Raw genomic sequence first — 9,745 nt, forward strand, 5'->3', positions numbered from 1 at the left:
CCGTTCCTCGCCCAGACGACGAGCGCGTTGACCCGGCCCGGGCCGGGGAGGGTGAGCCAGATGCGCGAGCCCGCCTCGATCATCGCCAGGGTCTCGGCCATGAAGCCGCGGCTGGAGATGTTGACGAGGCGGGCATCGACCGCGGTCTGGCCGAGCTGCCGGATCGGAACGGCCGCCTCGACCGGCACACGCGGCTCGCTCCGCCTCAGCTCGGTGGTCGTGTCGATGCTGATCTGCGCGTGAATCACCTGGCTTGCCCCATCCTGTCCGGCGCCCTGCTTAAATCCAAAGCATGGAAGAATTATTGCTAGCCCAGGATTATCTCATGCCCGAAATTGAGGCCGAGGCGGCCGTCGCGGACCCAGCGGACGAAGCCGTGGATGCGGGTGCAATGCTCGAACTGGATGACGATCGCCTCGCCGATGCGCGGCAGGATGTCGCACTCGATCATGGTCCCGCGCGAGGAAATGTTGACCACCGGCACCAGATATTCCTGGCCGCGGAACGTGACGATCGCCCGCTCGACGACGTCGCTCAGCCGCTCCTCGGAGCGCTGGTCCACCAGCCGAGGCTGGGTGCGCTGGATGATGTCGCCGGCAAGGCCGAGGTTCCGTTTCTGCAAGCCCATCCGCATCACTCCGCGCGAGGTACGAAATGATCATGCGCCCAAAGGACTTACTGAATTCCTAGCAGCCGGCTGCGGCGATCTCGCCCCTAGGGACGAGCCGCCGCCGGGGCCGATCCGCCCTCCTGCTCCCAATAATAAGGCTGCCGCTTGCGGGTACCGGTGACTTCCTCGTTCATCGTCATGGCGTCGTAGAGGCGGCCGTTCAGCATCACCTTCGAGACGTTGTCGCTGTTCTGGATGTCGACCGTGGGGTCCGCATCGAGGATCACGAGGTCGGCGAGCTTACCCGGCTCGAGCGAACCGATGTCCTTGAAGCCCAATGCCCGGGCGGGAGTGATGGTGCCGGCCTTCAGCGCCTCGATCGGGCTCCAGCCGCCGCGGACGAAGGACCACATGTCCCAGTGGGCGGCAAGGCCCTGCTGCTGGCCGTGGCCGCCGATCGAGACCGGGACGCCACGCTGCGAGACGAGCTTCGCGGTCGCGGCGCTCACCTTGTCGACATAATCCTCCTCCGGCGCCACCGTCACGCGGACGAGCTCGGGGTTGAGCACCGTCGCCGGCACGTGCCGGGTGAGGAGCGGGTGCTTGAACACCTGGCTCCGCGAGATCCAGTAGGGCTCCGCGGCAAGGCCGCCATAGGTGACGCCGAGCGTGGGGGTGTAGCCGACCTTCGTCTGGCCGAAGAAGCTCAGCACGTCTTCGTAGAGCATCGACTGGGGGATGTTATGCTCCAGCGTCGTGTTGCCGTCGGCGATCAGAGCGATGTCCATCTCATACTGCGAACCGCCTTCGGCGACCACCGCCATATTCTCGCGGAGCGCGGCGGCGACGACCTGCTGCCGCTGGTCGCGGCGGGGCTGGTTGTAGTTCTTGATGGAGTGCGCGCCCTGAGCTTTCAGCCGGCGGACGTGGGCGAGGGCGTCGTCGAGGCTGTCGATCACCGCGTAGCGCCCCGGGCTCTTCGCGCCGTAGACGATCTCGCCGGTGGAGAAGGTGCGCGGCGCAAGGATCAGGCCGGCGCGCTGCATCTCGGCGGCGGGGAAGATCTCGCTCGAGGTGCTCGACGGGTCGTGGATCGTCGTGACCCCGAAGGCCAGGTGCGCGAGCGTGCTCCAATTCTGCTGCGGGATCAGGTCGTCCTCGCCCTGCGGGCCGTGGGCGTGGGCGTCGATCAGGCCGGGGATGATCGTCTTGCCGGTGACGTCCACCTGCCGGGCCGAAGCCGGGATCGCGACTTCGCTCCGGCGGCCGACCGCCTTGATGCGGTTGCCGTCGATCAAAACGACGCCGTCCTCGATGATCCCGCCGGCATCGTTCGCCATGGTGACCACCTTGGCGCCGACCAGCGCCACCTGCCCCTGCGGACGGTCGGCGGGAGCGCTCATGCCGAGCGCAATGCCGGTGGCCGGAGGCGTGTACTTGCCGCCGTCGCTGCGGATCAGCGAACCCATGTCGGCCGTGTAGAGCGTCGGCCCGAGGCTCCAGGCGAGGCTGCGGCCGCCCGAGCCCCAGTTGAGATACTGGCCGCCCGTGTCCGAAGCTTTCGCGACGGGAAGCTGGTTGCTTTTCGCCCCCACATCCACGGTCTTCGCGCCGGCGAAGAAGGGAATGACGAAGACGTTGTAATTCTCGCGGAAGGCGAGCGCGTCGCCGGCGGGGGAGACCTGATATTCGATCGCCATCTCGCCCTGGGCGTGGGTGCGGGGATCCTTGCCGTTCCAGTCGACGCTGATCAGCTTCAGCTTCTCGCCGCCTTGCTCGAGGAAGATGCGGTCGCCGGCGGCGCCGAAATGCGGGTTGCCGCCGTTGCGGACGAGCAGGGTGGCCTCGCCGCCGGCAGCGGGAATGCGGAACACGCCCTGATCCTCCGACCAGCGGTCGGAGGTGAGGAAGCCGCCGCCGCCGCGCTCGAACACGATCGTCTGCCCGTCGGGGGAGAAGCGGGGGCGGCGATAATGGCCCGGCACCTGGGTGACGGTGCGCATCCCTGAGCCGTCGGCGCCGACGGTACGGATTTCCCCCAGCCGCTGGTCGTTCCAGCTGACATAGGCGATGCGGCTGCCGTCTCGGGACCAGGAGGGATAGAGCTGGAAATCGCCGTCGGGGGCGGTGAGCTGGCGCGGAGCGCCGCCGGCGGCGTCCTTCACATACAGCCGGCCGAGGCTTTCGAAGACCACTCGGCGCCCGTCGGGCGAAAGCCCGGCGAAGCGCGGCATCTTGGTGGCGAAGCTGTCGCTGTAGACGTTCACCTGGGGCCGCGGCGGATCGACCACGTCGCGCGTGTCGGAGACCTGGAAGGGGATCTCGGCGAGGCCGCTGCCGTCGGCGTTGATGCGGCGGATCTTGCCGCCCGCCCAGAAGACGATCGAGCGGCTGTCCGGAGTCCAGTCCATGTTGGGATAGACGCCGTGGATCGCCCAGGTCTCCTGCATGTCCTGGTCAAGATTGTCGTAGATCTTGCGCTCCTCGCCCGAGCGAAGATCCTTGATGTAGAGCTTCGACTTGGCGCGCTCGCGGTGGACGTAGGCCAGCCAGCGCCCGTCGGGGGAGGGGGTGGGGCGCACCGCTCCGCCCGGGCCTCCAGCCACGGTCGTCCGCTCGCCGGTCTTCATGTCGTAGCGCTCGATCGTGAACAATTGCTCGTTCGAATTCTGCGCATATTCGAACGTGTTGCCGGGGGTCGTGTTGCGGCTGAAGTAGATGGCGTCGCCGGCCGGCGTGAACGTCGGCTCGCCGAGCTCCTTCTGGAACTGCGGGTTCGGCCGCTCGACCAGCGCCACGCCGTTGCCGCCGGCGACGTGGTAGAGCCAGACCTCGCCCGTTCCGGCCGAGCGCTGCGTCGTGAAATGCTTGCGCGCAGCGATATACTTGCCGTCGGCGCTCCAGGTGGGGTTGTTGAGGAGCGTGAAGCTCTCCTTCGTGAGCTGGCGGCGGTTCGAGCCGTCGACGTTCATCAGCCAGATATTGTCGCCGCCCGCACGGTCCGAGGTGAAGGCGATCTGCCGCCCGTCGGGCGAGAAGCGCGGCTGCGTCTCGTAGGGCATGCCGGCGGCGATGCGCATCGCGCGGCCGCCGGCGATCGGCATCGTATAGATGTCGCCGAGCAGGTCGAAGGCGACCGTTCGGCCGTCGGGGCTCACGTCGAGGTTCATCCACGTGCCCTCGGAGACATTGATCGGCACCTGCCGCATCTTCACCGGCGGCGCGGCGACATCCCACTTCTTCGCCTCCTCCTTCTTCTGGGCCAGCGCGGTCGAGGAGAGGAGAAGAAGCGAGAGTGCGGCGATGCCTTTGATCATGAAAATGCTCCGGCGCGTCAGGACGAACGCGAGCTGGTGAGTTGGGAGGCGAGAGCGGTGCAACAGCAATCCCGCCGTCGGCAAGTGATTCTTTTTACATGGATCAACGGCGCTGCCGATTCAGCCTAACCTGCTTTAGCCCGTAGTCCTTTTACCGGAACCAGACCCGGCGAAGAGCCGTTCGTTACTCATCCGTTAGGAAACGTGCCGAGGCCAAATGATCGAATCTTCTGCGACCTCCGGCGCTTCCCGGCTCGAAATGTGGGGCGGCGTCGAGTGTACCGTGGTCCGTGTGGGGGACGAATATCGGGACCAGAGCGAGGAAACCGGCCACGCCTATCGAAGGGGCGATATCGATCTGATCGCCGATCTGGGCGTCACCACCGTGCGCTATCCGATCCTCTGGGAAAGCATCGCGCCCGACAGTCCGGACGAGCTCGATTTCTCCTGGACCGACGAGCGGCTGGCGATGCTCCGCGATCGCGGGATCGAGGTGATCGGCGGCCTTCTCCACCACGGCTCCGGGCCGCGCTACACGGAGATGCTGGATCCGGAATTCCCGCGGAAGCTTGGCGAATATGCGGCGAAGGTCGCTGCGCGCTATCCGTGGATCAAGATGTGGACTCCGGTGAACGAGCCGCTGACGACGGCGCGCTTCTCGGCCCTCTACGGCCACTGGTATCCACATACCAAGGACTATGCCCTTTTCCTTCGCGCGCTCGTCAACGAGTGCAAGGCGACGCTGGAGGCGATGCGGGCGATCCGGGAGGCGATCCCCGACGCTCAGCTCGTGCAGACCGAGGATCTCGGCAAATGCTATTCGACCGCGCCGCTCCGTTACCAGGCGAATTTCGAGAATGAGCGGCGCTGGCTGAGCCTCGACCTGCTCTGCGGCCGGATCGGCCCGGACCACAAGATGCACCGCCTGCTCGTGGATGCAGGCATCGGCGCCGACGAGATCGAGGCCTTTGCGGGCGGCGAGGCGAAGCCGGACCTTCTCGGCATCAACCACTATCTCACCAGCGAGCGCTTCCTCGATCACCGCATCCACCTCTATCCGGGCCACGAAGTGGGCGGGAACGGGCGCGACACCTATGTCGATGCCGAGGCGGTGCGGGTGAAGCGGCTGGAGGACGATACCGGCTTTGCCCCGCGCCTCCGCGAGGCGTGGGAACGCTACGGCATCCCGATCGCGATCACCGAAGTCCATCACGGCTGCCACCGCGACGAGCAATTGCGCTGGTTCGTCGAAGTCTGGAACACCGCAAAGCAGCTTCGCGAGGAGGGGATGGACCTTCGCGCGGTCACCATCTGGTCGATGTTCGGCAATGTCGACTGGCGGTTCCTGCTGACCCAGAAGAACGGATTCTACGATACCGGCGCATTCGACGTGCGCGGCGGCACTCCTCGGCCGACCGTGGTCGCAAAGGCAGCCAAGGCGCTGGCACATGGGGAGGCGTTCGACCATCCGGTGCTGGATTCGCCCGGCTGGTGGCGGCGCCCGCCGCGGCTCTACGCGTGGAACGGCCGCTGCAGGCCGATGGAATGGGGCGGCCGCAAGCTCCTGATCACCGGCGCTACGGGCACGCTCGGCAATGCATTCGCCCGCATCTGCGACGACCGCGCGCTGCCTTACTGCCTGACGACGCGCGAGGAGCTCGACATCTGCGACGAGGCCTCGATCGCGGCTGCAATCGAGAAGCACCGGCCCTGGGCGATCATCAACACGGCCGGCTTCGTCCGCGTCGCCGATGCGGAGCGCGAGAAGGACGCCTGCCTCAAGGCCAATGCGCAGGGGCCGGAGAAGCTCGCCCGTGCCTGCTCGGCTGCGGGGGTGAAGCTCGTCACCTTCTCCTCCGATCTCGTCTTCGACGGCCAGCTCGGCCGCGCCTACACCGAAAGCGATCCGCTGAAGCCGGCAAACGTCTACGGCCTCAGCAAAGCCAAAGCGGAGGCCGAGGTGCTCGGCGCGCTCGAGGATGCGCTGGTGATCCGAACCAGCGCCTTCTTCGGACCGTGGGACAAGTATAACTTCGCCTGGAATACGCTGAACGCCCTCGCCCGCGGCGAGCCGGTGCAGGCGGGCCGGAACACGTCCGTCTCGCCCACCTATGTGCCCGACCTCGTCCATGCGACGCTCGACCTGCTGATCGACGGCGAAACCGGCATCTGGCACCTCGCCAACCAGGGGAAGCTCAGCTGGCACGAATTCGCCACCCGAGTGGCCGAGGGTGCCGGTCTCGATTCGGCGCTCGTGCAGCCGATCGAGGATGCGCCCGCCAACACCGCGCTGACGAGCGAGCGCGGGATCATGCTCCGGCCGGTGGAAAAGGCGATCGAGGAATATCTCGTCGAGGTGGGCGACCTGGTCCGCCCGCCCGCCGAGGGTATCGCCGCGGAATAGGTTAGCCGGAGCGGCCGGCGGCGATGCTCTGCGCCAGCTGCGCCGCAAGTTCGCCGAGCTGGAACGGCTTTCGGAGAAGCGGCATCTCGCTGCCGAGCGCATCGCCGAGCGCGTCCGTGTCGGCATAGCCGCTCGCGAACAGCACCGGCAGGTCCGGATGCAGGAGCCGCGCCTGCCGGGCGACCTCCGCGCCGTTCATGCCGGGCATCGCGAAATCGACGATCGCCGCATCCGGCCGCCGCTCCGCAAGCAGCGCGAGGGCCGATGCGCCGTCGGCGGCTTCCTCGACCCTGTAGCCGAGCTCTTCGAGGGCATAGCGGACGGTCGTCCGCACATCCTCGTCGTCGTCCACCACCAGCACGGTGAAGCCGTTGCCGCTGCCGGCCGGCGCCGAAGCACCCGCCGGAGTCTCGGGAAGCGCACCGCCGGGGCCCGCCGCATCGCGCCGGAGCGTGATGGTGACGGTGGTGCCCTCGCCGGGGCGGGTGTCGATCCGCGCGTCCCCGCCCGACTGCTTGGCGACGCCGTAGACCATCGAGAGGCCGAGGCCGGTTCCCTTGCCGACGCCCTTTGTCGTGAAGAAGGGTTCGAAAGCGCGCTCGAGCACTTCGGGCGCCATTCCGCCGCCCGTGTCACTGACGCAGATATCGATGCAGCCGTGCGGGAAGATCTCCGGATCGCAGGCATCGTTGATGCTGCTCGAAATGGTGAGCGTGCCGCCTTCCGGCATCGCATCCCGTGCGTTGATCGCAAGATTGAGGAGCGCGAGCTCGAGCTGGGTGCGGTCCGCGAGGACGGCGTCGCCCGCTTCGTGCAGGTTCGTCTCGATCCTGATGGACGGGCCGAGGCTGCGGCTGAAAAGATCGAGCATGTCCTGGATCAGCGGCCCGATGACTACCGGCTTCAGGTCCAGCCGCTGCACCCGTGAGAACGCCAGCAGCTGGCCGGTGAGCCGAGTCCCGCGCTCGGCCGCCTGCAGGCCCCGCTGCGCCCATTTCCGCACCTGCTCGGTATCGGACGGCCGGTTGACGATGAGATCGAGGGTACCGGACACCGCCTGGAGGAGGTTGTTGAAATCGTGCGCGATGCCGCCGGTCAGCTGGCCGACCGCCTCCATCTTCTGGGCCTGGAGGAGCGCGGCCTCGGCACGCTCGCGCTCGGCGATCTCGCGCTTCAGCTGGGCAAGCGCCTCGTCCCGCTCGCGCACCCGCTCGCCCAGTTCGGCATTGGCCTGCTTAAGCTGCAGCGGCGAGGGAAGGGCGAGCGCCTTCGGGATAAGCGGCCAGAGCACGATCGCGGTGCCGACGGACGCGATGGCGGTGATGACCTTGATCAGCGCCTCGAGGCCGTAATCCGGGGTCCAGAGCGTCCAGATCGACATCAGGTGAGTGGTGCCGCAGGCGACGATGAACAGAGCGAACAGCCAGAATATCCAGCTGAACTCCACGTCCTTCCGCCCGGTGACGAAGCGGATGATCGCGATCGGAATCGAGAAGTAGGCGGCGGCGATCAGCGCATCGGCGACCACATGGGTCCAGACCAGCTCCGGCTGCCAGAGCAGGCAGAAACCGTGCGGAGCAAGGTCCCGCGCGTTCCAGAAGACGTTCAGATAATCGAGCATGAAGCCTTACCCCCGCTCAAACGCCTATGCGTACAGCCTTGCCTTGGCAACGCCGCCACCGCTCCGGCTCGATTCGCGTTCGTTTTGGCGCGCGGATATTGTCCACCCTGTCAGTAGAGTTGCTAGGTCGCCGCCGAGTCGATGAGGAGGCGTGCAAATGCTCGATCTGTCGTACGGCCTCGCCGATCTCCTCCCTTTCATCGCGATCGGCTTCGCGGCGCAGCTGGTGGACGGCGCGCTCGGAATGGCGTTCGGGGTGATCTCCACCACCTTGCTCCTGAGCCTCGGAGTGCCGCCGGCGGCGGCATCGGCGGGGGTGCACACCGTCGAAAGCTTCACCACCGGCGTGTCGGGCGCCAGCCACATCCTCCACCGCAACGTCGATTGGCGCCTCTTCGCGCGGCTGGTGATCCCCGGCGTGATCGGCGGCATCCTCGGCGCCTATGTGCTGACGCAGATCGATGCGGGAACGGCGCGGCCCTTCATCCTCGCCTATCTGGCCGCGATCGGCATCTACCTCCTCTGGCGCGGGATCAAATATCCGCCCGTGTCGAAGCGGCCGAAGATCATCGAGCCGCTCGGGCTTGCCGGCGGCTTCCTCGACGCGGCGGGCGGCGGCGGCTGGGGTCCGGTGGTAACGAGCAACCTGCTGGTCCAGGGGGCGGAGCCGAGGACCGTGATCGGCACCGTCAGCGCGTCGGAATTCGTCCTTACCGTCACCATCTCGGCGACCTTCATCCTGACGCTCGGCTGGGAGATGTTCACGACCGCCACCGTGGGGCTCCTGATCGGAGGCGTGGCCGCGGCGCCGCTCGGCGCCTTCGTCGCCAAGCGCGCTCCGGCACGGGCGCTGCTGGTGCTGGTGGGCGTGCTCCTGATCCTTACCAGCGCCTATGGAATTTACCGCGCGCTATCGTAGGGAAGGCGGCGTGGCAGCCGAGACAACCGAGCCCGGGGCGGCGATCCCCTTCTCAGAAGCGGTGCGGGTGTGGTTCCGGATCGCGCTGCTGAGCTTCGGCGGGCCGGCCGGTCAGATCGCGGTGATGCACCGCATCCTCGTCGACGAGAAGAAGTGGATCGGGGAAGAGCGTTTCCTCCACGCGCTCAACTTCTGCATGCTGCTGCCGGGGCCCGAGGCGCAGCAGCTCGCCGTCTACATCGGCTGGCTGCTGCACAAGGTGAAGGGCGGGCTCGTCGCGGGCGCCTTGTTCATCCTGCCGGGCCTCGTCGCGATCATGGCCTTGAGCTGGGTCTACGTGCTTTACGGAAACGCGGGACCTGTCGAGGCCCTGTTCTTCGGGCTGAAAGCTGCGGTTCTCGCCATCGTCTTCCAGGCGGTGATCCGGATCGGCGGCCGTGCGCTTCGGAACCCGCAGCGTATCGCCGTCGCGGCTGGAGCGTTCGCGGCCATCTTCCTGTTCGACGTGCCGTTCCCGCTGATCGTGCTCGGCGCCGGGATCCTCGGTTTCTTCGCCGCCCGGCTTGGAAGCACCGCGTTCAGCGGCGGCGGTCACGGCTCGGCCGGAGCGGGGACGCCCGATGCGGAAAGCCTGCTCGGCACCGGCCTTCCCGCCCATGCCCGTAAGCCTCGCGGGCTCGTCCGGCTTGCGCTGATCCTGCTCCTCCTGTGGTTGGCCCCCGTCTCGCTGCTTGCGGCGGCGGGTGGCGGCACATTCGCCGACATTGCGATCTTCTTCTCGCAAATGGCGGTGGTGACGTTCGGCGGCGCCTATGCGGTGCTCGCCTATGTCGCGCAGGCCGCGGTCGAAGGCTATGGCTGGCTTCGGCCGGGG

General features: G+C 67.2%; 7 protein-coding genes. 3 read left to right on the plus strand and 4 right to left on the minus strand.

Going from position 1 to position 9,745, the window contains the following annotated elements; translation table 11 throughout:
- From VF662_RS15245 to VF662_RS15255, 3 genes are all read right to left on the minus strand, one after another.
- Positions 1–248: PilZ domain-containing protein (locus VF662_RS15245; protein WP_464142785.1), on the minus strand; the 248-nt coding region annotated here is incomplete at its 3' end.
- A gap of 59 nt (positions 249–307) precedes the next feature.
- Complete coding sequence (locus VF662_RS15250; protein WP_464142787.1) at positions 308–628, minus strand: PilZ domain-containing protein; 321 nt, start codon at positions 626–628, stop codon at positions 308–310.
- Positions 629–714: 86 nt separating this feature from the next.
- Positions 715–3,927, minus strand: a complete 3,213-nt coding sequence (locus VF662_RS15255) for an amidohydrolase family protein (protein ID WP_464142788.1) — start codon at positions 3,925–3,927, stop codon at positions 715–717.
- Between the two features lie 217 nt (positions 3,928–4,144).
- Between VF662_RS15255 and VF662_RS15260 the strand changes: the two genes are divergently transcribed.
- On the plus strand, positions 4,145–6,331 hold the full coding sequence (locus tag VF662_RS15260; protein WP_464142790.1) for a family 1 glycosylhydrolase: 2,187 nt from the start codon (positions 4,145–4,147) through the stop codon (positions 6,329–6,331).
- 1 nt (position 6,332) lies between these two features.
- Here VF662_RS15260 and VF662_RS15265 read toward each other — a convergent pair whose 3' ends face one another.
- Positions 6,333–7,952, minus strand: a complete 1,620-nt coding sequence (locus tag VF662_RS15265; protein WP_464142791.1) for a response regulator — start codon at positions 7,950–7,952, stop codon at positions 6,333–6,335.
- Between the two features lie 157 nt (positions 7,953–8,109).
- Between VF662_RS15265 and VF662_RS15270 the strand changes: the two genes are divergently transcribed.
- Positions 8,110–8,871: a sulfite exporter TauE/SafE family protein gene (locus tag VF662_RS15270; protein WP_464142793.1), complete on the plus strand. Its 762-nt coding sequence runs from the start codon at positions 8,110–8,112 to the stop codon at positions 8,869–8,871.
- Positions 8,846–9,745, plus strand: a 900-nt coding sequence (locus VF662_RS15275; RefSeq protein ID WP_464142794.1) for a chromate transporter, incomplete at its 3' end; no start/stop codon positions are given. The genes VF662_RS15270 and VF662_RS15275, both read left to right, overlap by 26 nt.

Source organism: Allosphingosinicella sp., assembly GCF_036387215.1.
Lineage (GTDB): Bacteria > Pseudomonadota > Alphaproteobacteria > Sphingomonadales > Sphingomonadaceae > Allosphingosinicella.